Annotated in this window: 21 protein-coding genes; 3 read left to right on the plus strand and 18 right to left on the minus strand. The window is 43.4% G+C overall.

Annotated features, from left to right (window positions below):
- The first annotated feature begins 81 nt into the window (after window positions 1-81).
- Genes murT through SM122_RS03625 form a run of 3 tightly spaced genes read left to right on the plus strand, consistent with a single transcriptional unit; the run spans window position 82 to window position 2,508 of the window.
- Window positions 82-1,425: a lipid II isoglutaminyl synthase subunit MurT gene (gene murT / locus SM122_RS03615; RefSeq protein WP_272106487.1), complete on the plus strand. Its 1,344-nt coding sequence runs from the start codon at window positions 82-84 to the stop codon at window positions 1,423-1,425.
- On the plus strand, window positions 1,425-2,213 hold the full coding sequence (gene gatD, locus SM122_RS03620; protein ID WP_324737800.1) for a lipid II isoglutaminyl synthase subunit GatD: 789 nt from the start codon (window positions 1,425-1,427) through the stop codon (window positions 2,211-2,213). The genes murT and gatD overlap by 1 nt, the downstream gene beginning before the upstream one ends.
- Before the next feature lie 10 nt (window positions 2,214-2,223).
- Window positions 2,224-2,508 carry a lipopolysaccharide assembly protein LapA domain-containing protein gene (locus tag SM122_RS03625; protein WP_272106485.1) on the plus strand — a complete coding sequence of 95 codons (285 nt, stop codon included), beginning with the start codon at window positions 2,224-2,226 and terminating at the stop codon, window positions 2,506-2,508.
- 23 nt (window positions 2,509-2,531) lie between these two features.
- Here the strand turns inward: SM122_RS03625 and SM122_RS03630 are convergent, their stop codons facing one another.
- The 18 genes from SM122_RS03630 to SM122_RS03715 all read right to left on the minus strand — a co-directional run bounded on the left by SM122_RS03630 (window position 2,532) and on the right by SM122_RS03715 (window position 24,024).
- Complete coding sequence (locus SM122_RS03630) at window positions 2,532-3,719, minus strand: MFS transporter (protein WP_272106484.1); 1,188 nt, start codon at window positions 3,717-3,719, stop codon at window positions 2,532-2,534.
- A gap of 108 nt (window positions 3,720-3,827) precedes the next feature.
- A complete protein-coding gene (locus tag SM122_RS03635; protein WP_023917712.1) occupies window positions 3,828-5,006 on the minus strand; it encodes an MFS transporter in 1,179 nt (392 codons plus the stop codon).
- Window positions 5,007-5,027: 21 nt separating this feature from the next.
- Window positions 5,028-5,903, minus strand: coding sequence for an XRE/MutR family transcriptional regulator (locus SM122_RS03640; protein ID WP_023917710.1), 876 nt, complete (start codon window positions 5,901-5,903; stop codon window positions 5,028-5,030).
- The gene (locus SM122_RS03645; RefSeq protein ID WP_023917708.1) at window positions 5,904-7,811 is read right to left on the minus strand and encodes an ABC-F family ATP-binding cassette domain-containing protein; all 1,908 of its coding nucleotides are present in this window, start codon (window positions 7,809-7,811) and stop codon (window positions 5,904-5,906) included. It lies immediately after the preceding gene.
- Window positions 7,812-7,915: 104 nt separating this feature from the next.
- Window positions 7,916-8,638, minus strand: coding sequence for a M57 family metalloprotease (locus SM122_RS03650; RefSeq protein ID WP_023917707.1), 723 nt, complete (start codon window positions 8,636-8,638; stop codon window positions 7,916-7,918).
- An 81-nt stretch (window positions 8,639-8,719) separates the two neighbouring features.
- Window positions 8,720-9,559, minus strand: a complete 840-nt coding sequence (locus tag SM122_RS03655; protein ID WP_023917705.1) for a DNA/RNA non-specific endonuclease — start codon at window positions 9,557-9,559, stop codon at window positions 8,720-8,722.
- Between the two features lie 83 nt (window positions 9,560-9,642).
- Window positions 9,643-9,831, minus strand: coding sequence for a DNA-directed RNA polymerase subunit beta (locus SM122_RS03660; protein WP_003006464.1), 189 nt, complete (start codon window positions 9,829-9,831; stop codon window positions 9,643-9,645).
- The gene (gene murA / locus SM122_RS03665; protein ID WP_031573401.1) at window positions 9,821-11,104 is read right to left on the minus strand and encodes a UDP-N-acetylglucosamine 1-carboxyvinyltransferase; all 1,284 of its coding nucleotides are present in this window, start codon (window positions 11,102-11,104) and stop codon (window positions 9,821-9,823) included. The genes SM122_RS03660 and murA overlap by 11 nt, the downstream gene beginning before the upstream one ends.
- A gap of 66 nt (window positions 11,105-11,170) precedes the next feature.
- A complete protein-coding gene (locus SM122_RS03670; RefSeq protein WP_003006458.1) occupies window positions 11,171-11,401 on the minus strand; it encodes a DUF1146 family protein in 231 nt (76 codons plus the stop codon).
- A 96-nt stretch (window positions 11,402-11,497) separates the two neighbouring features.
- Window positions 11,498-11,917: a F0F1 ATP synthase subunit epsilon gene (locus SM122_RS03675; protein WP_003002471.1), complete on the minus strand. Its 420-nt coding sequence runs from the start codon at window positions 11,915-11,917 to the stop codon at window positions 11,498-11,500.
- A gap of 13 nt (window positions 11,918-11,930) precedes the next feature.
- Window positions 11,931-13,337, minus strand: a complete 1,407-nt coding sequence (gene atpD, locus SM122_RS03680) for a F0F1 ATP synthase subunit beta (RefSeq protein WP_031573407.1) — start codon at window positions 13,335-13,337, stop codon at window positions 11,931-11,933.
- Window positions 13,338-13,425: 88 nt separating this feature from the next.
- Window positions 13,426-14,307: a F0F1 ATP synthase subunit gamma gene (locus SM122_RS03685; protein ID WP_324737801.1), complete on the minus strand. Its 882-nt coding sequence runs from the start codon at window positions 14,305-14,307 to the stop codon at window positions 13,426-13,428.
- 15 nt (window positions 14,308-14,322) lie between these two features.
- Window positions 14,323-15,828: a F0F1 ATP synthase subunit alpha gene (atpA, locus tag SM122_RS03690; protein ID WP_324737802.1), complete on the minus strand. Its 1,506-nt coding sequence runs from the start codon at window positions 15,826-15,828 to the stop codon at window positions 14,323-14,325.
- Between the two features lie 15 nt (window positions 15,829-15,843).
- On the minus strand, window positions 15,844-16,380 hold the full coding sequence (locus tag SM122_RS03695; RefSeq protein ID WP_024055549.1) for a F0F1 ATP synthase subunit delta: 537 nt from the start codon (window positions 16,378-16,380) through the stop codon (window positions 15,844-15,846).
- Window positions 16,380-16,874: a F0F1 ATP synthase subunit B gene (gene atpF / locus SM122_RS03700; protein ID WP_155168944.1), complete on the minus strand. Its 495-nt coding sequence runs from the start codon at window positions 16,872-16,874 to the stop codon at window positions 16,380-16,382. The genes SM122_RS03695 and atpF overlap by 1 nt, the downstream gene beginning before the upstream one ends.
- 19 nt (window positions 16,875-16,893) lie before the next feature.
- A complete protein-coding gene (gene atpB, locus SM122_RS03705) occupies window positions 16,894-17,607 on the minus strand; it encodes a F0F1 ATP synthase subunit A (RefSeq protein WP_023917700.1) in 714 nt (237 codons plus the stop codon).
- Window positions 17,608-17,640: 33 nt separating this feature from the next.
- On the minus strand, window positions 17,641-17,841 hold the full coding sequence (locus SM122_RS03710) for a F0F1 ATP synthase subunit C (RefSeq protein WP_003006433.1): 201 nt from the start codon (window positions 17,839-17,841) through the stop codon (window positions 17,641-17,643).
- Between the two features lie 228 nt (window positions 17,842-18,069).
- Window positions 18,070-24,024 (minus strand): ZmpA/ZmpB/ZmpC family metallo-endopeptidase, encoded by a 5,955-nt coding sequence (locus tag SM122_RS03715; RefSeq protein WP_324737803.1) that lies wholly within the window; start codon window positions 24,022-24,024, stop codon window positions 18,070-18,072.
- Window positions 24,025-24,154: the final 130 nt, after the last annotated feature.

A 24,154-nucleotide genomic window follows, 5' to 3' on the forward strand; every position in this document is an offset into this window, starting at 1 on the left:
TAAAAGACATCATCCTATTATAACACGTTTCAACAGATTTTTCTGTAACCTTCTGACGCTTTTTATGATAAAATATGATTTATGAAGATAAATACAACCTTGGGCCTTCTGGCAGGAAAGCTTTCCGGCTCTATTCTAGAAAAAATGGGGCGGGGATCAACCCTACCAGGTAAAGTAGCCCTCAAATTTGATAAAGATATTCTCAGTCAACTGGCAAAAAACTATGAGATTGTTGTGATTACAGGGACAAATGGAAAAACCCTGACCACTGCGCTAACAGTAGGTATTCTCCAAGAAGCTTTTGGACCTATTTTGACCAATCCAAGTGGGGCCAATATGATCTCTGGGATTACAACGACCTTCTTACGGGCTAAGCATTCGAAATCAAATCGACCGATTGCGGTACTTGAAATTGACGAGGCGAGCCTCTCTCGGATTTGTGATTATATTAAGCCCAGCCTTTTTGTGATCACTAATATTTTCCGGGACCAGATGGACCGCTATGGAGAGATCTATACGACCTACCAAATGATTTTGGATGCCATTCACAAGGTCCCAACTGCAACAGTCTTGTTAAATGGTGATAGTCCGCTCTTTAATAGTCAGACCTTATCCAATCCGATCCAATATTATGGATTTGATACTGACAAATCAGAGCCACAACTAGCTCATTACAATACGGAAGGAATCCTCTGTCCGCATTGCCACAACATCCTCAAGTACAAGCTCAATACCTATGCAAATCTTGGGGATTATATCTGTGAGCACTGTGGTTTCCACAGGCCTCCTCTGACTTATGCCGTATCAGACCTCCTCTCATTAACCCAGCGCTCTTCCCAATTCCGGATTCAAGGCCAAGACTACCACATCAATATCGGCGGTCTTTACAACATCTACAATGCCTTAGCTGCTGTTTCCGTTGCTGGATTCTTTGGAGTTCAACCTGAAGTGATTAAGCAAGGATTTGATCGCAGTCGCGCTGTCTTTGGTCGTCAGGAAACCTTTAAGATTGGGGATAAGGAATGTACCTTGGTTCTGATTAAGAATCCAGTTGGTGCGACCCAAGCCATTGAAATGATCAAACTAGCCCCTTATTCCTTTAGCTTGTCGGTCCTCCTCAATGCGAATTATGCAGATGGGATCGACACCAGCTGGATCTGGGATGCGGACTTTGAGCAAATCACCCAGATGGACATCCCAGAGATTAACGCCGGAGGAGTACGCCACTCTGAGATCGCTCGGCGACTCCGGGTCACTGGCTATCCTGCTGACCAGATCACTGAAATGGCTGATTTAAAAGAGGTCTTCCAACGTATCCAGCAACAGGAAACCCCTCATGCTTACATTTTAGCTACCTATACAGCCATGCTAGAATTCCGTGAACTCTTGGCCCAAGAACACCTGATTGAAAAGGAGATGCACTAATGACTTATACTTCCCTAGAATCTTCTGATCAGGCACAGTATCCCTACAGCCTGCGCATTGCCCATCTCTATGGCAACTTAATGAATACCTATGGGGACAATGGAAATATCCTCATGCTCAAGTACGTTGCGGAAAAGCTTGGAGCCCATGTCACTGTTGATATCGTCTCTCTCAAAGACCGGTTCGACCCTGATGCCTACGATATCGCCTTTTTCGGCGGCGGGCAAGACTACGAACAGACCATTGTATCCGAGGATCTACCAGATAAAAAAGAAGACCTCGAACGCTTTATTCATGACGATGGGGTAGTCCTTGCTATCTGTGGTGGCTTTCAACTTCTAGGCCAATACTACATTGAAGCTTCTGGCAAACGCATTGAGGGCCTCGGTATTATGGGCCACTATACGCTCAACCAAGTCAACAACCGCTATATCGGTGATATCAAAATCCATAACGAAGAATTTAACGAAACCTATTATGGTTTTGAGAACCACCAAGGTCGGACCTTCTTGGCTGAGGATGAAAAACCACTGGGCAAGGTCGTCTATGGAAATGGGATCAACAAAGAAGATGGATGCGAAGGGGTTCATTACAAGAACGTCTTTGGCAGCTACTTCCACGGTCCTATCTTGTCCCGAAATGCCAATTTGGCCTATCGCCTAGTGATCACTGCTTTAAAAAATAAATATGGCAAGGACCTTTCCCTACCGGCTTATGAGGAGATTCTAAGCCTAGAGCAGCCGGAAGAGTACGCTGATGTGAAAAGCAAGGCCCCTACTGAACAATAAGGAGATAATGATGAACAAAAATAATCTACACTACATTGCTTTATTACTTTTAATTTTATTGATTGCTGGTATTTCCCTTGCAAACATGCAATCGGTTACCGTAAATTTCCTCTTGGTCCAATTTAAATTGCCCTTGATCATTCTGATCTTGCTCTGTGTCCTCTTGGGTGCATTCGTCATGACCTTGGTTAATTTTTCAAAGGGATTCTCCCTAAAAAAAGAACTCAAGAGCACTCAAAAGCAACTGAAGGAAGAAAAGAAAGAAGTTAAAGCAGAAGACAAAGATAACAACTAAAAAAGCACCGATTGGTGCTTTTTTCATGCTGATGTACCTTCTTTTGCTTGTAATTTCTTGGCGACCACTTGAGCTAGGAGTGAAAATAGGATGACACCAGCTCCTATCAGGAGAAAGGATTCTACACGGACACTTGGTAACCAGGTCATCAATCCTTTAGCTACGGGCATAAAGAGAATGGCTAGGGTAAAAATGGTGCTTAAGACCCGGCCGAGATAGTCTCCTTCTACCTTGGTTTGAACTTGGGTAAAAAAGTGAATGTTAAAAATCGTCATAAAGAGTTCACAGACCAAATTTCCAGAAAAGGAAAGAAGAGGCGGAAGAGGCAAGCCCATCATAAGCACTCCCACTCCTGTTAAAATCAATAAGAAGAGAAGCGCCTTCATGCTTGATTTAAATTTATTAGCGATCAAGGCTCCGATGATAGAGCCAATAGCACCCATGGTTAAGATGGTCGCATAGGCTCCTTTGACCCCGTAAAGGCGATTGGAAAAAGGAAGCAAAAATTCAAAGGCTGCAAAAAAGAAATTCATGCTGGAAGCTACTAATAAGAGAAAGAAAATTTCTTTTTGATGCCAGATGTAGTTTAGTCCATCTTTCATATCCGAAAAAATATCTTTTCCCGTAAAAGGCTTCTTCTCTTGAGCTTTGGCTTCTTCTTTCGGAAGGAATGCCACCAGAACGAAGGCGATAAAAAAAGTCAGGGCATCCAGTAAGATGGTCGCATGGAGACTGGCAAATTGTAAAACAAGGAAAGAGAACACAGGAGAGCTGACACTTACAACCTGTAAGACCAACTCCAAGTGGGCATTATAGGTCACAATCTCGTCCTTGTCTACAAATTCTGTGATAATGGCTTTATTAGCAGGTCGTGAAAAAGCAAAGGCTATGGCCTGGACAATATTGGCAACAATCAGGGCTGCAATCATCAAGCTATCATTTGTAATAAAAGAAATTCCCAAACAAAGGAGGCCACAAACCAAGTCGGTCGTCATCAAAATCTTGCGACGGGAAAAACGATCTGAGATCACGCCACCAAATGGATTAGCTAGTATCGCTGTCACCAACTCCGAAATTTGATAAATCCCTAACACCGTCTTTCCCACCGTACCCATTGAGGCCAGCCAAACACTATTCCCATAATCATAGAGCATATTCCCTATTTTATCGATAGCTCCACGAGCAATTAATTGGACTGCATGTCGATTCATAAAAAACCTCCTTCATTTTCTGAAACTATTGTATCAGTTCATGAAAGAGGTTTTCATTTTGTCCCCTATTTGGGAAAAATAATGGTTTACAAATTTATCAAAGGATCCCTACTGTTCTTTTGATTGAAGCTGCTTAGCTACTAGCTGAGCCAAGAGTGAAAAGAGAATAATCCCAGCTCCAATCAAGAGAAATGTTTCCATACGGACGCTTGGCAACCAAGTCATCAACCCTTTGGCGATGGGCATAAAGAGAACAGCCAAGGTATAAATTGTGCTCAAGACTCTCCCCAGATAATCATCTTCCACCTTGGTTTGTACTTGGGTAAAAACGTGGATGTCGAAAATGGTCACAAAAAATTCACAGACCAGATTTCCTGAAAAGGAAAGATAAGGCGGAAGGGGCAAGCCCATTATGAACACTCCGACCCCTGCCATGATCAGTAAAAACAGGAGAATTTTCATACTTGATTTCATTTTATTAGCAACAAGCGCTCCTAGAATAGATCCAATAGCTCCCAGCGTTAAAATAGTCGCATAAGCTCCTTTAACCCCGTATAGACGATTCGAGAAGGGAAGTAAAAACTCAAAAGCCGCAAAAAAGAAATTGACGCTAGAAGCCACTAATAAGAGAAAGAAAATCTCTTTCTGATGCCAGATATAGTCTAACCCATCCTTGATATCAGAAAAAATATCTTTCCCGGTAAACTGTTTCCTCTCTTGAACCTTAGCTTCTTCTTTCGGAAGGAAAGCCACTAGGACAAAAGCAATGAAAAAGGTCAGTGCATCTAATAAGAGGGTCATATGAAGACTGGCAAATTGTAGAACTAGGAAAGAAAAAACAGGTGAACAGACACTAACAACCTGTAAGACTAACTCCAAGTGGGCGTTATAGGTCACAATCTCGTCTTTCTCTACTACCTCGGTAATAATGGCTTTATTGGCAGGTCGAGAAAAACCAAAGGCAATGGCCTGAACAATATTGGCAAAAATAAGAGCCGCAATCATCAAGCTATCATTTGTGATAAAAGAAATCGCCAAACAAAGGAGTCCACAAACCAGGTCGGTCGTCATCAAAATCTTGCGACGAGAAAAACGGTCTGAAATCACTCCTCCAAAAGGATTCACGAGAATCCCTGTCACTAACTCAGAAATTTGATAGATCCCTAATACCGTCTTTCCTATAGTCCCCATCGAAGCCAGCCAGACACTATTTCCATAGTCATAGAGCATATTTCCAATTTTGTTAATAGCTCCACGACTAATTAATTGGACCGCATGTCGGTTCATAAAATCTCCTTTATCACTGTCCTATTTAGAACATTCATTTTTTACAAATTTATAAAAGTGTTCTTGATAATAGGCCACCTGCTCCGGCAGTCCTAGCACGTCAAAAATATGCATGGCTTCCTGCATTTGCTGCCGGCCTTCTTCAGTTTGCCCCTTCTGATACAGAGAAAATCCCTTAAGATAATGAAAGACATTGCGTTCGTAGAGCTTGATGCTCTTCCCGATAATCTTTTCTACATAGGCTTCAAAATAGCTGGCGTTTTCAAAAGAACAGTGTTCTAAACAATGTTGGTAGCAATTCAGAGCCAGAATCAAGACCAGTTTTCGATGGCGACCAATTTCTTTGTAGAAATCTTCACGCTCCATCACTTCTCTCCCAAGCCGTGTGACATAGTCCACCTCATAAAAGCTGTAGAGATTGCCAAAGAGGATCAATTCATACATGGTCCACTCTTCCGTTTGAAAGAGGTAATCCGCCACCTTGTTTAGATCACGCTGCTTCATGGTATAACTAGCATCTCTCTGGCAAATCAGGCCTTGTAGCAGGATCCAGTTCAGCTCAAAATAGAGAGGATTGGTGGAATGTTTGGCTTTTTCAAGTTCCTCTTCTTGAAGCTTTTGAAAACCTGCAATATCATTTGAGTAGTAAAGCGGAATAATCTGAGCCATCAAAGCGACATGCTCATGGTGTTGAAAATTTCTGGCCTTATCCATAAAATTCTCAATCGTCACATGGATATTGTCCAAAATGTCAAAGAAGCGCGAAGCAGCCAAATCCGACTCCCCCAATTCAAAACGGGATAATTGGGAGGTCGAGCAGGCCTCTCCTGCAGCTTCTTTTAACGAGTAATTCTTACTGATTCGAAATTCACGAAAAACTTTTCCAAGATCTTCCATCTATTCCACCTGCTCTGACAGTTCTGCCCACTCTTCCATAACCGCTTCCTGCTGGACAGTTAGTTGGTCCAGCTCGCTCTGGAGTTGTACCAAGTCAGCTGCATCGTTGGTGCTATGCATGGTTTCGGTGATGGCTTGGATTTTTTGATCCAGCTCTTCCATCTCTGCTTCCAATTGCTCAATGCGACGGGTGATTTTACGGAGTTCCTTCTGGTTTTGTTTCTGCAAGTGATAATCATTGCTGGTGACTTCTTCGGTCGAAGAAACAGGCATAGCTTCTGCTTGCGCTGCAGCAAGGGCTTCTAACTCAGCTTTTTTCTCCAGATAATAGTCATAGTCGCCTAGGTAAAGAGTTGAGCCCTCTTCTGACAGTTCCAAAACTTGTGTGGCCACCCGATTGATAAAGTAACGGTCGTGGCTGACAAAGAGCAGGGTGCCGTCAAAATCAATCAAGGCATTTTCTAGCACTTCCTTGCTATCGATGTCCAAGTGGTTGGTCGGCTCGTCGAGAATCAAAAAATTGTTATTTTCCATGGACAGCTTAGCTAGAAGCAAGCGGGCCCGCTCTCCACCCGACAGCATGCCGACGGTTTTCTTGACATCATCCCCAGAGAAAAGAAAGGCTCCCAGGCGATTGCGAATTTCCACTTCTGGCGTCAGTTTAAAATCATTCCAGAGCTCATCCAAGACACTGTTGTGAGGCGTTAGTTTACTTTGGGTCTGGTCATAGTAGCCCACCTCGACATTGGCTCCAAAACGAGCTTCACCCTTGATAAAAGGAATCTGCCCGACGATGGACTTGATAAGAGTAGATTTCCCGATCCCATTTGGTCCCACAATGGCGACTGCATTCATCTTGCGGATATCCAAATTAATAGGCTCTGAGAGGATTTGATCGTCATAGCCGACGGCTGCCTCTTCTACTGTCAGGACGACATTTCCAGATGTCTTATCGGAATGGAAGGTCATATGGGCAGACTTGGTCCCAGCTTCCGGCTTGTCTAGACGCTCCATTTTTTCCAACTGCTTACGCCGAGACTGAGCCCGCTTGGTAGTCGAAGCCCGCACCAAATTGCGATTAACAAAGTCTTCCAGAGCTGCTATTTCTTTTTGTTGCTTCTCGTAGTTTTTGGCTTCGGTCAGCAATTTTTGTTCTTTTTGCTCGACAAAGCTGGAGTAATTGCCGACATAGCGATCCAAGGAATGCTTGGTCAAGTCCAGTGTAATGGTGGCGACCTTGTCTAGGAAATACCGGTCGTGGCTGACAATGAGAAGAGCTCCGCTATAATTAACCAAGTAATTTTCCAACCAGGCGATGGTCTCAATATCCAAGTGGTTGGTTGGCTCGTCCAGTACCAAGAGATTTGGTTTTTCTAAGAGCATCTTGGCCAGAGCTAGACGGGTATTTTGCCCACCAGACAGCTCTTCAATCTTCATCTGCCACATGGACTCATCGAACTTGAAGCCGTTTAAAATCGCGCGGATATCTGCTTCATAGGTGAAGCCACCTGCCTGACGGAATTCTTCCGATAGACGGTCATAGTCCTGCATGAGTTTTTCTAGGTCAGCCCCAGTTTTTTCACCCATCTCAAGCTCCATCTGCCGCAAAGTTTTCTCCGTTTTACGGAGGTCTTCAAAGACATGGAGCATCTCATCGTAGATGGTATTGGACGACTCAAATCGACTATCCTGGGCCAGATAGGAGAGAGAAAGATCCCGCTTTTTATTGATTTCACCTGAAGTTGGTTCTTCTTCCCCCACCAAGATTTTTAAGAGTGTTGACTTACCGGCTCCGTTCTTTCCAACCAGGGCAATCCGGTCCCGTTCATCCACTTGCAGGCTGATATTATCAAAAAGAACCTCCCCTGCAAAAGAGCGTTCAATTTTGTTGGCTTGTAAAATAATCATGTCCCTATTTTACTATCTTTTTCCAGATTAAACAAGGAAAGACGAGCCATCAAAAAAATCCTGAGCCCCTTGAGGCTCAGAACTTTTAGAAAGTATTTTAAAACTTATTCTTCCTTGTATAATTGTCTGACTGCTTCCACATCTGTATCCTGAATACTGTAAAAGGAACCAGCCGGTTGCATGACCGATTCTCCATCAGTGTGGTCCAGCCCTATCGCATGGCCTAGCTCATGCTCAGCTGTATTGACAATCCGATCATAACTATAGTTATAGACATAGTTTAAAAGATAATGGCGATTGAGACGAACTGTGATGTGGGTGAAGCGGTTGGTTAAGAGGTTGGTCTGAGAGGCAGTCTCTCCTGCAGCAGAAACCGATGCGTTATCCATTTCCGTCAAGACCACATTAGCCTCTTTTTCATTTGTAACCAGCTTGAAGGTAAAGGCGCCTGTTTGGTTCCAAGCCTCAATAGCATCCCGATAAGCTTTTATAAAGGTTTGATTGATATTGGGATCCAAATAGACCGTAGCTTCCGCTTTTTCCCAGCGAGCGCCACTATGCTCATGATTGTCCGTCTGCGTGGTCTGTGAGCTAGGTGTCATCCCGAAGCGCGATGCAAAACCCTGATCACCAAATAAATTGCCGACTTGATAGACAACCTTTTGGGCAGCTCGGCCAACTCCATCCATACCAGAACTAGGAGAATCTGTGAAATAGATGATCCCCACTAGAACGAGAAAACTGATGGCAATGGTCCAGAAAAATCCCCAAAAAAGACTCCAAGCCATGCGAAGGATTCCTCTGAAAAACCGAAAAATGGTTCTCATATATTCTCCTTTCTCTTAAAGAAGGTACACAATTATATCGCACCATACTTAAAAAAGGCTTAAGCACATCCGCTTTCCAGCTTATTGATGAACGGTTACTTTTCCTGTCTGGTAATCCAGACTAATCCCACTTTGAACATTGGGAACAAAGACATTGAATTCAAGGGTTCCATCACTCGATTTGGCTTCGATCTGAGAACCTAATGGAATCAAATCTTCTGGCTGGTTATAGATCAAGGTTACTCGATAGCGGATCCGTTTGTTCTTATCCAATGCTTTTCGTAACAGGGTCTCGTAGTAGTTTTGACCAGTGGAATGAGGATCATTGGCTTGATTGGACCACGCCGTTTGCACAGCGATATTTTTGGGATTGCTAGTCGAAGCATCAAAACCTTTGAGATTGCCGATCAAGGCGTAGCCCAATAGATGGCCCCGATCCACAGCATGGTCATACTCACCGGACAGATTATGGACCTGATGCCAACCTGCTGGTTTCCAATCGGTTAGGCCACTACCTGTTGCATCTCGATCTCTGTACTGGCGAGTCGCCTTGGTCATAATAGCGTTCGCAACCGTCGGTACGGTCTTTCCATTCACTTCTTTTGTCTTGTTATCGGCATAGGGTTGACTGGCCACACTAGCATCCAGATCTGTGCGATTCCCCTTAACTACAAAGGCTCCAGCACCATTCCATTCCAAGTCATTCCCCAATTGTGAACGGGCAGATTTCGTTAGTACAGAGCTAGCTAACTCTTTACTAGGTGTTTCTTGCTGGCTACTAGTTACCACCGAAACAACCTGATCCGTCGCTTCTTTTACCGCCGGTTGATTAAAATAATAGCCCCCAATAGCTAGGGCCGTTGCGACCACAAAGCCCGCTAGGGTTTGTTTGGTTCGTTTGCTTACTGTTTGTTTTGCCATATCTCTCTCCAAAAAAGAGCAGCGCTAGATGGGTCATTGACTCGATTCGCTGCTCTCCTTTTTACTCAATTTTAGTTAAAAGCTTATTTGCCTGTTAGCTTTCCAATGATCTCTGACCAAGTGTCCGGAGAGAGAATGGACCATGGATTTTTCCCATCGCCAATCACTCCATAGCCAATGACCAAACCAACTGCAAAAATGATGATTCCAATCACAGCCAACAGGAGGACAATTCCTAGCTGTTTTCCAACATAGCGAAGATTAGTTTTCATCGTCTTCTTCCTCTACACGTTTCACGTCTGCACCTAGCGCCACCAATTTCTCATGGAATTGATAATAACCACGATCTAAGTGACTTAATTTGCTGACCTTTGTTTCTCCTTCTGCTACCAAGCCCATCAAGACCAAGGTTGCACTTGCTCGTAAATCGGTCGACATGACCTCTGCACCTTGGAAGCTTTCCCCTCCAACGATACGAGCTGTATCCCGCATAATATCCGAGTGAACGCCCATTCGACGCATTTCTTCCAAATGCTGGAAGCGATTCTCAAAGACCGTTTCAATCATGGTAGACTCACCTTTAGCCATGGCCATCAAGGCTGTGAATTGAGCCTGCATATCGGTTGGGAATCCTGGGTAGGGAAGGGTTTTAACGGTTACTGGACGGAGCTTACTGATATCCGACTGAATCCGAATGCCATTTTCTTCTTCGGTTACCGTTACACCCATCTCCTGCATCTTAGATAGAAGCGGACGGTTGTGTTCCCAAATGGCATCTTCGATTAATACGTCTCCACCAGTCATGGCTGCCCCAATCATAAAGGTTCCAGCCTCGATGCGGTCTTGCACAACATTGTGGTCTGCCCCATGCAAGCTCTCCACACCAACAATGGTCAAGGTCTCAGTTCCTGCTCCCTTAACATTAGCCCCCATTTTATTTAGCAAGAGTGCTAGGTCAACAATTTCAGGTTCCCGAGCTGCATTTTCAATTACAGTGACTCCATCAGCCAAGGTTGCGGCCATCATAATATTTTGTGTCGCCCCAACTGATGGGAAGTCCATATAGATGTGTGCACCCTTTAGACGATCTGCTTTTGCTTCAATATAGCCAGCTGTTTGGGTAATTTCAGCTCCCATAGCTTCCAGACCTTTCAGATGGAGGTCAATCGGACGACTACCGATCGTACAGCCTCCAGGCATGGAAACTTTAGCATGGCCATTGCGTGCCAAGACAGGACCCAAGACAACGATAGAAGCCCGCATCTTACTCACATATTTATAAGGTGCTTCCTCAGACAATTTCTCTCGTGCATCTACGACAACTGTATTTTCTTCTTCATTGAAGGTCACTTGTGCATTCAACCCACGAACAACATTGTTCATTGTAAAGACATCTGATAAAACAGGTACATTTTTCAAGGTTGTCACGCCCTCACTTGCTAGAACTGTTGCAGCAAGAAGAGGAAGGACAGCATTTTTTGCTCCTTCGATTTTGACGGTTCCAACCAGTCGATTATGACCACCATTAACGATTATTTTTTCCATACGGGATTGTTCTCCAATTTCTTAAAGTCACGCTTTCTATCATACCATATTTTTTATAAAATGTGGCTAGAATTGGCCAATAAAAATCTGTCGACTCATCTCATAGACACTGATAAAAAATGAGCTGGCTAGATAGCCGATTCCGACGCTGATCATCAAGATCAAAAAACGGATTTTAACCGCATTTTCAGCACTTACTTTTAAAAACTTTTCCCATTGAACCAGGTTCATCAATAGGTAATAGGCAAAAAAGATAAACAATAGATGGCTTGAAAGATTAAAAATCATTTGAATCATACAGCTATTATACCATATTTGGTCCGTACTTTCTTCTTTTGATTCTCTCCCAACAAAAATAAGGTGAGGACATACCTCCACCTTATTTTGAATATCTTATAAACGATTTCCGACATTAATCCGGTTAATGGCGCGTTGAAGAGCAATTTTAGCACGACGTTCCATATCAACCGAATGCTGATCTTTGGCTTCTTCAATCGCTTTTTCAGCTCGCAGTTTGGCACGTTCTGCACGACTAATGTCAATATCTCGAGCACGTTCGGCAGAATCGGCAACAATGGTAATGACATTATCAGCTACTTCGATAATCCCACCATTGACTGCAATCCAATCAATATGTTTGTCATCGTCGACACGACGAACCTTTACTTGGTCTACAGCCAAAACCGCAATGGTATTGATATGATGAGGTAAAATCCCTAATTCACCATCAATTGTCTTGACAGATACAAATGCGGCATGATGATCATAAACCAGTCCATCCGGTGTAACGATTTGGACGTTCATTTGACTCATCTTTCACCTCTTCTTAGAATCCCATTTTTTCAGCTTTGGCGATCACATCTTCGATCGAACCGACACCACGGAAAGCATCCTCTGGCAAGTGGTCATGCTTCCCATCCAAAATTTCCTTAAAGCCACGAACAGTTTCTGCAACTGGTACATAAGAACCTGGTTGACCAGTAAATTGTTCCGCCACGTTAAAGTTTTGAGACAAGAAGAATTGGACACGACGGGCACGAGCCACCAAGGTCTTTTCATCATCAGACAATTCATCCATCCCCAAGATAGCAATGATATCTTGCAATTCGTGGTAACGTTGAAGGACGCGTTTGACCTCAGAGGCCACTGCATAGTGCTCTTCTCCAACGATATCTGGGGAAAGGGCACGCGAGCTTGATGCCAATGGGTCCACGGCAGGGTAAATCCCTAATTGAACCAATTTACGCTCCAAGTTGGTCGTAGAGTCCAAATGGGCGAAAGCTGTTGCTGGAGCAGGGTCTGTATAGTCATCGGCTGGCACGTAGATGGCCTGGATTGATGTAACAGAACCTTTCTTGGTTGAGGTAATCCGTTCTTGCAATTGACCCATTTCAGTTGCCAAGGTCGGTTGGTAACCAACGGCAGAAGGCATCCGTCCCAAAAGGGCTGATACTTCTGATCCGGCTTGGGTGAAACGGAAGATATTATCGATAAACAAGAGAACGTCTTGACCTTCCACATCACGGAAGTATTCCGCAATGGTCAAACCAGTCAAGGCTACACGCATCCGTGCTCCTGGTGGTTCGTTCATTTGTCCAAAGACCATGGCTGTTTTTTCGATAACGCCAGATTCCTTCATTTCCCAGTACAAGTCATTCCCCTCACGGGTCCGTTCCCCAACACCGGTAAATACAGAAATACCACCGTGTTCTTGGGCAATATTATGGATTAATTCTTGAATCAAGACAGTCTTCCCAACTCCGGCACCACCGAAGAGGCCGACCTTCCCACCTTTCAGGTAAGGGGCCAAGAGGTCAATGACCTTGATCCCTGTTTCAAGAATTTCTTCTGAAGTAGAAAGCTCATCAAAGGATGGAGCTTTTTTATGAATGGATTCACGAGGAGCATCTTCTGGAAATGCTTCTTCCAAGTCAATGGTATCTCCCAAGACGTTGAAAACACGTCCAAGAGTTTCTTTTCCGACAGGCACAGAGATTGGACGACCAGTGTCCAATACTTCCATCCCACGAGTCAAGCCATCTGTTGATTCCATGGCAATGGTGCGAACGACACCATCCCCAAGTTCAAGAGCTACTTCAAGAACGACTTTTGATTTTTGTTGGTCATTTTTATAGACTACAAGCGCATTATTAATCTCAGGGAGTTTATCGCCCGCAGCAAAAGCTACGTCAACGACAGGACCTACAACCTGAGAAATTTTGCCTAAACTCATGTCATTCTCCTATTCTATTAAGTTTCTAAGCTTGGTCATACATATAAGCAAGCTTATTTTTGTATTGTTAAAATGTGCATCGAATCAACTACTCAAGCGCACTCGCTCCTGCAACAATTTCCGTAATTTCTTGCGTAATGGTTGCCTGACGAGCTCGGTTGTATTGAATGGTCAATTCATCAATTACCTTCTTGGCATTGTCTGTTGCTGTTTGCATGGCCATCATACCGGCAGCATTTTCAGCTGTTTTGGCATCAACGATGGCTCCATAAATCATACTTTCAGCAAACTGTGGAAGCAATTGATCCAAAATCGCATCTCGGTCTGATTCCAACTCCAGATTCAAGATATAATCTTCATCTGCTTCGTTGGGGTCCAAGTCAATGATCGGAAGCATTTGCTCAACCCGCAATTGACTGGTCAAACTATTGACGTGGTGGTTATAACAGACATACAATTCATCAAACAATTCATTTTGATACATTTGGACTGTCTTGTTAATGATCTTCCGCACTTCATCAAAGCTTGGTTGATCAGCTAGGCCACGTAGTTCATAAACCGGCTGGATGCCTCTTGCTCTAAAGAAATCTGCCCCAATACTTCCAATACAGATGACTTCGAAATCCTCACCCGTTGGATGGTATTCTTCCTTCAATTCCATGACAGACTTGAGAATAGAGGCGTTGTAGCCACCCACTAGTCCACGGTCAGAAGTGATGACAATATAAGCAGACTTTTTGACAGGCCGACTCTTTAAAAATGGACGGTACTTAGAATTCTCAGCCTCATGTCCATGTAAGAGGTCGGTCAATAGCTTACGAACCTTAGATGCGTAAATTTGGAAGTCCTTGGCAGCTTGCTCAGACTTCCCAAGTTTGGCAGCAGATACCATCTGCATAGCATTTGTAATTTGACTGGTATTCTTTGTCGATGCAATTTTATTTTTGATATCATTTAAAGAAACTGCCATCTGCCACTCCTATTTCTATTTGAAACTTGATTGGTTGACAAAGTCAGTAATCACTGCATCCATTGTTTCTTCACTTGGAAGATCTTTGGTCGTCCGAATGGTTTCAAAGATTTCTGGATGATGCACTTCTACAAAGGCAAACAATTCCTCTTCAAAGCGAAGGATATCATCAACAGGTACACTATCCAAGAATCCATGTGTCAAAGCATACAAGATGACTACCTGTTTTTCGACAGTTAATGGTTCATGGACTGGTTGCTTCAAGACTTCTACTGTCCGGCGACCACGGTTCAATTTCGCTTGAGTAGCGGCATCCAAGTCACTACCAAACTTGGTGAAGGCTTCCAACTCACGGTAAGAAGCTAGGTCAATACGGAGAGTCCCCGCAACCTTCTTCATAGCCTTGATTTGGGCTGATCCACCAACCCGTGACACAGATGATCCTGCGTCAATGGCTGGACGAATTCCTGAGTTAAAGAGGCTATCTTGCAAGAAGATTTGGCCATCTGTGATCGAAATTACGTTAGTCGCGATATAAGCAGAAATATCCCCTGCTTGTGTCTCAATGATTGGAAGCGCAGTAATGGAACCACCACCCAATTCATCCGATACTTTCGCAGAACGTTCCAATAAACGGCTGTGAAGGTAGAAAACATCCCCTGGGAAGGCTTCCCGTCCTGGCGGACGACGAAGAAGAAGGGACAGTTCACGGTAAGCAACGGCTTGTTTAGACAAATCATCATAGACGATTAAAACGTGTTTGCCATTGTACATGAACTCTTCGGCCATAGCAACCCCGGCATAAGGTGCCAAGTAGAGCAATGGAGATGGTTGAGAAGCCGAAGCGGTTACCACAATCGTATAATCCATGGCTCCGTATTTACGAAGAGTTTCTACTTGCGTACGAACTGTTGATTCTTTTTGACCAATCGCCACATAGATACAGATCATATCTTGATCCTTTTGGTTCAAGATAGTATCGATGGCAATCGATGTTTTCCCTGTTTGACGGTCTCCGATGATCAATTCCCGTTGGCCTCGTCCAATCGGAACGAGGGCATCAATGGCTTTCAAGCCCGTTTGAAGAGGCTCTGATACAGATTTCCGTTGCATAACACCAGGAGCTGGTGTTTCAACTGGACGGAAGGTATCTGTTACGATTTCTCCCAAGCCATCCACTGGCTGACCAAGAGGATTGACAACCCGACCAATCAAGGCGTCCCCAGCAGGGACTTCCATGATTTTACCAGTCCGACGAATCGAGTCTCCTTCACGAATGTCTGTGAAGTCTCCAAGGATGATAATCCCGACATCTGTCGTTTCCAAGTTTTGCGCCATTCCGTATGAGCCGTTTTCAAAGATCAACAACTCCCCACTCATTGCATTTTCAAGGCCATGAGCACGGGCAATCCCGTCACCAATGTAGGTTACAACACCTGTCTCAGTGACGTCAAAGTTTGGCTTGAAATTTTCAATTTGTTGCTTAATTAAAGCGCTGATTTCTTGTGCGTTAATCGCCAAAATTCACACCACTTTCTATTTCAATTTAGATTTTATAACTTGCAATTGGTGTTTGAGACTGGTATCCAACGTTTTATGATTGGCTGTCACGACAAAGCCACCAATTAAATCTGGATCGATCTTTTGTTGGATCGAGCGAACTTGAATCCCAAATTTTCTTTCGATAATGGGGATTAGCTTTTGCTCTTGAACAGGATCCAAACCAGCAACCGTCGTAACAGTGACGACAAAAGCGTTGCTCAACAGTTGAATCTGATCCAAACAAATCGTTACAATGTCATAAAATAAGGCTTCACGATGATTGAGAATAACCACTTCAATCAAATGGTCGAGTAATTGTGAATCCGAGGGTTGAAAAAGTCTGAGACTTTTTGCTTTCTCTTCATCCTCTACACCGATATGAGCTAAGAAGTTAGCAAGTCCAGTCTCCTCAAAAATCCCCTTGATTTGGGTCAATTTTTCAAAGACTAGATCTTGTTCTCCTTTTTCAAAGACCAATTGAACAAAAGGCTGGGTATATTTCTCAATCACCATCAGTTGCTTTTTGTCCATTAAGCTTCTCCTAATTCATCAAGATAGCGATCGATCAGTTGGCGTTGACCTTCAGCATCCAGCTGTTGGCTCAACAATTTGCTGGCAAGATTGACAGTGAGATCTGCCACATCACCTTTGATACTGTTCAATGCTTCTTCTTTGTTATGCGCAATTTCTTGTTGCGCTTTTTCTTTCAAACGTACTGCTTCTTGAGTGGCTTCTGAAAGGATCTGAGATTTATTCTTTTCTGCAGTTTCCTTTGCATTTTCGACGATAGACGCAGCTTCTTTGCGGCTACCTGCCAACTCTTCTTCACGTTTACTTGCTAGTTCCTCAGCTTTTTGACGAGCTGATTCAGCTCCATCAATATCATCTGTAATCTTTTTGGCACGCGCTTCTAAAATTCCATTGATATTGTTCCATGCAAATTTCTTTATTAAAAAGATTAATAATAGGAAGGAACCAGCAATGAGAATAAAGTCACCAATAATTTCACTCATTGATACATGCATTCTTCTACTCCTCCTCTACTTACTCTTCACCATTAATTTTCTTACCAATATAAATTGATGACAACATGGTAAACACATAGGCTTGGATACATGAAATGAAAATCGAAAACGCTGTCCACGCCATGCTTCCAATAAAGGCAAATGGATACCAATAAACAGCTTGATGCGACAAAGTCACAAGCAAGCTTGCTAGTACCTCACCCGCAAAGATATTTCCGAAGATCCGAAGGGCCAAGGAGGCAAAATTCGTGAATTCTTCCAAAATATTCATGGGGGTCATAAATCCGGGTGTCACAAAAGCCTTTAAATATTCCTTCACACCACGTCTGCGAATTCCTTCTACATGGGCGATTAAGGTGATCAAAAATGAAAAGGCAAAGTCATAACCCAGGTTAGCGGTTGGTGATGTCCACAAATTGTAACCATTGGTCGTTTCGATTTTAGCCATCAATCCAATGTTATTGGCTACTAAAAGAAAGAGGAAAAGAACAAACAAGAACAAGGAATAGTCCTTTATGTAATGTTCCCCAATATTTCCTTTTGTAAAGCCTACGACAAAGTCATATGCGTATTCCAGCACATTTTGTTTGCCTTTTGGTCGGATCGACATTTTTCGACTGGCCCAATAAATGAAGCCAAAAACGGCGAAAACAGAAATCAGGGTCATAGCAAGTAGGGTCAAATTAAAAGATACAGGTCCAAGAGTAATCGTTGGATTGATACTTTCTTCCAAGGTTTGACACCTCCTTTTCTAAAATAGAAGCGTCTATTTGATAATAAAGGCCATAACCAAGGTTACGAAGAAAGTACCTTCGACAAAGGCAACACCAAGAATCAAGAGGCTACGCAATTGACCGATAATTTCTGGTTGACGAGACGCAGATTTCAATAAGCTACTCATCATCAAACCTTCTGCCAGTGATACACCAAAACAGGCTAAACAAAGACCTAAAAATGTTAAATTCATGATGAATTCTCCTTTTATAAATTTTACCTCCTTAGTTTACTCCTAAAAGATAAAATAGTCAAATATTTCCTATAAAAGTAAGCGTTTTAGTGAAATTACGTTATTTTTTTAATATGATAATTTTTCCTATCTACGATTGATTTCTTTTAATTTTTAGACGCTTTGTCCACCTCTATTCATTTTTTCTTCTAAAAAACTCTCACCTGCTCAGCAGATGAGAGAATTCGATTATTTAAAGATAGACGTTTTGAAACTGTCTGTTTGTTGCAGCAATTTCTTAAAGATTTTTTCTTTCAGTGCAACCGTATTGTCAAATTTGACAGAACCGTTACTTAGAGTAACCTTATCTTTATCCACTGCTTCAGCAAATGCACGTTTCAAGCCTTCATAGCTATTGTAGGTCTTCCCATCGATGTCAATAGCCTGAATTCCATTTTTGGCACTGGTCACCACTTCATTGAAGTAAGCTTTCTTCCAGTCTTCAAGGGTACTGAATTTCCCATCAGAAATCTTCTGAATGACGAAGTCATCTCCTAGAGTGGCACGTCCAGCTTGTTTGGACTCTTGTTTATACTTGTTTGAAGCATAACCCAGGAATCCTTTTTCATAGCCATAGTAACCCCAGAGTCTGAAGGTATTGTGTTTGAAGGACATGGCTCCAGGAGCCCCTTCACTGGTGTTCCCACCATAGATACCTGTCATCATCGGTACCGTCACATAGGCTGAGCCAAAGTCAGATGGATTATAGACTCCATTTCCAGGACTACGATTGGTCATGAAGTTGTTGGTGATGAGATCATCTACTGAATGTAAGGTGATCGCTTTTTCCTCATCACTCAAAGCCCGAACCTTATCGAATTGATTCTTGGTGTTCGCTCCTCGGTATTGTTTATCAACCTTCTTGAACCAAGCATTGTTTAAGTCCTTACTATGTTTGTCCAATACAGCTTCCCCTTCTAGGTAATCCAGAAGCATGAGCGTATCGTTATAACCTTTCATGTAGCGATCAATCTCATCACGTGATTGAAGATTGTTTGGATTGGTATTGTACCATTGGTTGCCATCGTTAGGACGTTCATAGGCCATGTTGAGACCTAAGGCTTTGTATTCCCCATTTGGATTAGATACAGATGGTGTTTGGAGCATTCCTTGGGCAAAGGCTTCAATATCTGTTCCTTCGCGGTGTCTCCAACCACCTAAGTAAACCATACGGTCATTGACATGCGTCGTTTCGTGGGTAAAGGCAGAAACCCCAAAGTCACTAATCATATCGGTCACCATGAAGAAGACAGAGTCGTCTTTATATGGATTTCCGTAAATTCGAGCTACAGCCCCCATGCGCCAATCTGTCGCATGGTAACGATCGGTAGGCCCGTACAATTCACGGATTGGAGCCACATCTTTGCCACTATCTGTATGTCCATAACGATCTGTGCTAATGCCTTTATAGTTTTGGTTATCGAGAACAGGGGTCGGCACCATATTGTTGCTCTTCAGGAGCTGATTGCGAACCTTATCCGTTGCTAGACGTGACCAGAAATCTAGGTAATTCTGTTGGCCTTTCGCTACCTTGTCAATTTCCTCTTTGAAGGCCGTTCGTTCCGCTTCCGTGTTCTTGCCATATTTCTCGAAGGAACTATAGGCCATAGTGTTGTAAGTTGAAATCAAGAACATATGAGCATCTTTTAAGTTCAAGAGTGGCAAGATCATTTTACCGTGAACATCATTGTTTAAGCCCTCATAGGCTCTGTGTTTAGCAGACGCGAATGCTGGATTGGTCGTCTCAGGCTCCACAATATAGACATTGTCTTTGGTTGCTTTGATGAACCAATCGTTCAAGTCTGTCTCTTTTGTAAAGAGCTCCATATTGTACTTCAAGAAGTCATTGAGGTTGCCAGAAAGAGTCGATTTAGCCACGACTTCACGGAAAGCATCGTGGGTACGAGTCCCTTTGATGTAGTCTTCTTTTGAGCCGATTTCAATCAAGCGGTCTAAGACATCAACATTCTTCCCATAGAAGTCTGGCTTGAACAACATGAGTTGCTTGAGATTGACATTATCGAATTTCACCCCGTAATAACGGTTGAGGTAAGAAAGACCCAAAAGAACAGCAGCCTTATTATCATCAATCTTCTTAATGAGCGCACGTTTGGCAGCTTCATCTGTATTTAATTGATGATCTTGGTTTTCAACCAGTTGTTTGACAAAGTGAGTCAGATTGTCCTTGACTTCTTGGAAGCTTTCTTCGAGGTAAAGGTTCTTGATGGCATTGACTTTGTTAGGTCCTGTTCGACCTAAGTGAGTGTAGATTGGATCTGATTGCAATTCTACTGGACTTAGTTTTCCTACGATGGCACCAATGAGATCGCTCCGGTCTTTGTCCACCATATTCGGTGTGTAGACCACTTCACCGAACTCTGCTACACTGTACTCTTTGACTTGTTTGACCTTAGAATCTTTCGGTGTCATGCTAAAGATATCTTTGGTCTTATCCGCGTAATGGATCAGGATGTGATCCGCATCCGCTAGTTTAGTGACAAAATCATTGCCCTTCATAGCGGTCACAGACAAGACTTCCTTGGTCAAGAGAGGACTCGTTGCAGCCAATTTATTCCCTTGGTCGACAATCCATTCTTTGTTGTAGAATGGTTGCAATTTAGCAATATTGCGGTAAGCTAACTCACGAGTCGCATCGTAAGCAGTGATGGCCTTGTATTGATCGTCTTTGCTAACAAGGTGATTGAGCGTATCTTCAATCGGTTTGCTGCTGGTGAATTTATCAGCAGTGATTCCCATTGCTTCGATTTTCTGCTCAGCTTCTGCCAGCGAGATGCTTGGGATTTTACGGGAGTTGTTAAAGGTTTTCTTCCCTTCACTCACGCCTTCCACACTGTAATTGCGCTTGGTTCTTGAATAGGTGAAGTAATCATCAGCGTCGATATCCGAATGTCCGAAGACCATCTCACCAGTTTTGACTTTCATCATGGTGATGTTGTCTTCAATAGTCCCCAAGGCCCAGTTGGTCCCTAGTAATCCACCAGATTGAACCGCTTCTTTGAGTTCAATTGAACCTTTAGCAACGGAGTTTCTGAGAACCCCTTCTTTACCGACTGTGTGGTTATTTCCACCATTTTGAGAGGAATAAACGAGACCTGCAGCTTTGGCTTTGTTCCCAGTGATTTCAGCATCAACGTAAGCTTTTTCAACAACACCTTTCCAGTTCTCGCCAACAACACCCGCTAGATAGCCACCTTTGTTCCCAGCAGCATGCAGTTTCCCGATAAAGGCGACATTACTTACTTTCCCACTGCCATCAATTTTATTGACGATCCCTGCTACGTCATTGTTCCCAACAACACTTCCTGTTACTTTAACATTTTCAACAGTTGCATTGTTTTTGATAACACCTGCTATTGGGGCTACTCGATCTGTCCCAGGTAGGTCAATATTGACATTTTCAAGCAAGAGATTCTTAACCGAGCCACCTTCGATGTTCCCAAATAATGGTCTTGTAATGTTATGGATGGCAAATTTATTTCCATTCGTACTTTCCAAAATTCCCTTGAAGGCATTGGTCACATAGGATTTCCCTACTGGCTGGACATTAGCCGCATTCATATTGCTACCCAGTTTAAAGGTACCAGTCGGATTGGCTTGCATAGCTTTTACAAGTTCGTTGAAATTGTAGTAGACATCCCCTTCATGAGCTTTGGGTTTTGCAATATAGTGGACATAGTCCTCACTGAACTGGTTGTCCGCAGTCCGTTGGATGAGATCAGGAGCTTTGGCTGTTACTTTGTAGAGGGTCACGCCATCTACCGTTACTTCTTCAATTTTATCAACGGCTAGTTTTGTAACCTTATTATCATAGGTAGTGACCTTTAAGTAGTAAGGCTTCACATCTGATGGTGTTTCAGACAAGAGGCTGCTATCGGTCTCAAGACCTTGGTCATCCACGCTAATCAGACTGGTTTCCTTGATGTTTTTGATTTCAACTTTTTTAAGATCAATTCTCAGTGGTTTTTCCTTGAGAACTTCTTCTTCATCCCCATTTCCACGGTCATACACCATGGTCGTTGCGAGCGTATAATCCTTGTAGTAGTCCAAGTCCGCTAAGGCAGCTGCCAAATCTGTCTCAGAAAGGGCAAAAGTTTTCACCACTTGATCACCCTTCTTCAATACAGCCTGGATGGACTTGATGGTCACACCGTCTGGTTTATCCAAATGATAAGTAGCTTTAGCACTGCGCTTCAATTCTTCCTTATCGACCTGGGTCAAAGTTAAGGTAGGCTTATCAAGTTCTTTGGTCCCTTGTTGAATGATCTGATCTTGGGCTTGTTCTACTACTTCTTCAGAAATTGTAGGAGCATCCGTTGTCTTAACTCCCTTAATGGTCTTGTAAACCTTGGTGATTTTCTTCTTCCCATTTTTACCGACTTGAGAAACCCTTTCGGATCCTTTTAGCAAGGTGGCATCTTGTTCGGTTACCGTCTTAAATGGAATTTCCTCATACGAAACATCCTCTGTTTGGCCTTCAATCGCCTTAGTCCCACGACTAATTTTTTCTGTCACAGGAGCTTTTACTGTTTCAGTTGTCGTGCTCACGGGTTCGCCAATCTTCTCACCATTGACCGTCTTATAAACACGACGAATCTCCTGGCTACCAGCCTCGCCTTTCTGAAGAAGGCTTTCTTCATCTGTGTAACGATTGGCATCCGTTACATACTCTGTTTCATATGGAAGGATTACCGTTTCTGTCTCTGTTACCGTCCCTTCCGTTACTTGATAGGTTGGGTTCTCCGGTTGAATAGGGGCTTCGCCGACATGGCCTTCTTCTTGTGTCCCTTTAGCTTCCACCACACCTGTATAGGCTGGGTTCTCTGGTTGAACAGGGGCTTCGCCGACATGGCCTTCTTCCTGCGTTCCCTTAGCTTCCACCACACCTGTATAGGCTGGAGTCTCTGGTTGAACAGGAGCTTCACCGACATGGCCTTCTTCCTGTGTTCCCTTGGCTTCTACCACGCCTGTATAGACTGGGTTCTCCGGTTGAACTGGGGCTTCGCCGACATGGCCTTCTTCTTGTGTCCCCTTGGCTTCCACCACACCTGTATAGGCTTGATTCTCTGGTTGAACAGGAGCTTCGCCGACATGGCCTTCTTCTTGTGTCCCCTTAGCCGTTACAACTGGAGAAGGGCTGGGTTGAGGGGTTGGTTGGGCATCTTCTTTTGTCCCAACAGCAAGAATTTGTGAAACTGGTTCTTTGGTGACCTTGCTTTCGACTACTCTGCGAACTTCTTGTCCATCTACCACACTCACTTCCGTCAATATGGTACGCTCCCCATTTTGGCCAGCAGTCAGCACCTTGGTTTGCCCTTTGGCTAATGTAGGATCAGCTTGCTTGACGGTTTCAAATGGCACAGGCTCAGTAGAGACTTCCAGGCTTGGTTTTTCAACTTGAGGAAAGGCTGGAGCGACTTCTGGCGTCACACGCGCTTGTGCTTCCACTTGTGGAATACCTGTACTTGTTTTGATCGTTCCTTCTACAGAAGGTTTCGTTTCCTGCATAGCCTTTGGCTCTCGTAAGCTCGTCTTTTGGACTGACGGGTAGCGCAGATAGCCCACATAGTCATAGCCATCAATTTGAATCACACCATCTGCAAGATCTTCGCTCGATGCGATCGCAAGATCCTGATTATAAGCGCGCAAGACTTGATTTTGTAGGGCTGCGACTTCAACTGGAAGTAGAAGACTTTGTCCCATGGCTCCAATCAAAAGGACGCCCATGACCTTCTTCCGGTGCTTTTTAGAGAGTAAGAGGACCGCAAAGGAAGCAGTGGCTAGACTTAGGCCAAATAGGGCGACTTCCTGACTTCCTGTTTGAGGAAGAACCGACTGAATTGCTTCCTTCTTCTTATAGACGAGATAGAAAGTATCTTCATTTTGATACTCTTCAGGGATTGCATGAATCACCTGTTCTTTTTCTTCAGCAGTCAGCTCTTCTTCTGTCACATATCCTAAGTGCACATGAGCAGGTAGAGTCACCTGATCTGCTTTGACAGGACGAGCTCCTAACAAGCTTCCTCCTAATAAAAAGACTCCAATGGCTACCGGACCAACACCGACAGATAATTTTCGAATCGAATATTTGGTCATTTTTTCAAACGTTTGTTTCGCTTTTTTCATCCTAAAATTCCTATATAGTAATATTTAACCCTCAAGCAAGGACCTGATTGTTTTTAGAGAGGTTGGGATCCTTTCTAGAAATAAGAACCTTCCCGGGATTTTTTACCTTTACCTATCTTATCTTTTTTCT

Source organism: Streptococcus gingivalis (assembly GCF_035544715.1).
GTDB classification, from domain to species: domain Bacteria; phylum Bacillota; class Bacilli; order Lactobacillales; family Streptococcaceae; genus Streptococcus; species Streptococcus gingivalis.

What these genes read in the sequence shown, in the direction of transcription:
- murT (WP_272106487.1), top strand. Translation starts at nt 82, where the DNA reads ATGAAGATAAATACAACCTTGGGCCTTCTGGCAGGAAAGCTTTCCGGC.
- gatD (WP_324737800.1), top strand. Translation starts at nt 1,425, where the DNA reads ATGACTTATACTTCCCTAGAATCTTCTGATCAGGCACAGTATCCCTAC.
- SM122_RS03625 (WP_272106485.1), top strand. Translation starts at nt 2,224, where the DNA reads ATGAACAAAAATAATCTACACTACATTGCTTTATTACTTTTAATTTTA.
- SM122_RS03630 (WP_272106484.1), bottom strand. Translation starts at nt 3,719, where the DNA reads ATGAATCGACATGCAGTCCAATTAATTGCTCGTGGAGCTATCGATAAA.
- SM122_RS03635 (WP_023917712.1), bottom strand. Translation starts at nt 5,006, where the DNA reads ATGAACCGACATGCGGTCCAATTAATTAGTCGTGGAGCTATTAACAAA.
- SM122_RS03640 (WP_023917710.1), bottom strand. Translation starts at nt 5,903, where the DNA reads ATGGAAGATCTTGGAAAAGTTTTTCGTGAATTTCGAATCAGTAAGAAT.
- SM122_RS03645 (WP_023917708.1), bottom strand. Translation starts at nt 7,811, where the DNA reads ATGATTATTTTACAAGCCAACAAAATTGAACGCTCTTTTGCAGGGGAG.
- SM122_RS03650 (WP_023917707.1), bottom strand. Translation starts at nt 8,638, where the DNA reads ATGAGAACCATTTTTCGGTTTTTCAGAGGAATCCTTCGCATGGCTTGG.
- SM122_RS03655 (WP_023917705.1), bottom strand. Translation starts at nt 9,559, where the DNA reads ATGGCAAAACAAACAGTAAGCAAACGAACCAAACAAACCCTAGCGGGC.
- SM122_RS03660 (WP_003006464.1), bottom strand. Translation starts at nt 9,831, where the DNA reads ATGAAAACTAATCTTCGCTATGTTGGAAAACAGCTAGGAATTGTCCTC.
- murA (WP_031573401.1), bottom strand. Translation starts at nt 11,104, where the DNA reads ATGGAAAAAATAATCGTTAATGGTGGTCATAATCGACTGGTTGGAACC.
- SM122_RS03670 (WP_003006458.1), bottom strand. Translation starts at nt 11,401, where the DNA reads ATGATTCAAATGATTTTTAATCTTTCAAGCCATCTATTGTTTATCTTT.
- SM122_RS03675 (WP_003002471.1), bottom strand. Translation starts at nt 11,917, where the DNA reads ATGAGTCAAATGAACGTCCAAATCGTTACACCGGATGGACTGGTTTAT.
- atpD (WP_031573407.1), bottom strand. Translation starts at nt 13,337, where the DNA reads ATGAGTTTAGGCAAAATTTCTCAGGTTGTAGGTCCTGTCGTTGACGTA.
- SM122_RS03685 (WP_324737801.1), bottom strand. Translation starts at nt 14,307, where the DNA reads ATGGCAGTTTCTTTAAATGATATCAAAAATAAAATTGCATCGACAAAG.
- SM122_RS03695 (WP_024055549.1), bottom strand. Translation starts at nt 16,380, where the DNA reads ATGGACAAAAAGCAACTGATGGTGATTGAGAAATATACCCAGCCTTTT.
- atpF (WP_155168944.1), bottom strand. Translation starts at nt 16,874, where the DNA reads ATGCATGTATCAATGAGTGAAATTATTGGTGACTTTATTCTCATTGCT.
- SM122_RS03710 (WP_003006433.1), bottom strand. Translation starts at nt 17,841, where the DNA reads ATGAATTTAACATTTTTAGGTCTTTGTTTAGCCTGTTTTGGTGTATCA.
- SM122_RS03715 (WP_324737803.1), bottom strand. Translation starts at nt 24,024, where the DNA reads ATGAAAAAAGCGAAACAAACGTTTGAAAAAATGACCAAATATTCGATT.